This window comes from Streptomyces sichuanensis, assembly GCF_020328095.1.
In the GTDB taxonomy this organism is placed as follows: domain Bacteria; phylum Actinomycetota; class Actinomycetes; order Streptomycetales; family Streptomycetaceae; genus Streptomyces; species Streptomyces cinnamoneus.
Map to the genome: position 1 here is coordinate 1 of NZ_JAIXMK010000289.1, position 370 is coordinate 370.

The following is a 370-nucleotide window of genomic DNA, read 5'->3' on the forward strand; positions in this document are numbered from 1 at the left end:
GCCGAGGAGGAGATCGTCCACCCCTACGCCCGGCAGGCCGTCGACGGCGGCAAGGACGTGGTGGCCGACCGGCTCAAGGAGGAGGAGGCCGCGCAGCGGGCGCTGAAGCGGCTGGAGAAGCTGGACCCGGACGACGCGGCGTTCGTGGCGGAGTTCACGGAACTGCGCGAGGCCGTGCTCGCCCACGCCGGGGCCGAGGAGAGGCAGGAGTTCGCGCGGCTGCGGCAGGAGGGCGACCCGGCCCGGCTGCAGCTGCTGGCCAAGGCGGTGCGCGCCGCGGAGGCCGTCGCCCCCACCCGGCCCCACCCGGGCGCCGGGACCGGGGCCGGGAACCTGCTGCTCGGCCCGCCGGCCGCCGTGGCGGACCGTA

The 370-nt window shown here is 77.8% G+C and carries 1 protein-coding gene; it reads left to right on the forward strand.

The genetic code is table 11. The features are described 5' to 3' along the window. Positions 1-370, forward strand: a 370-nt coding sequence (locus tag LE181_RS32000) for a hemerythrin domain-containing protein (RefSeq protein ID WP_372458566.1), incomplete at both ends; no start/stop codon positions are given.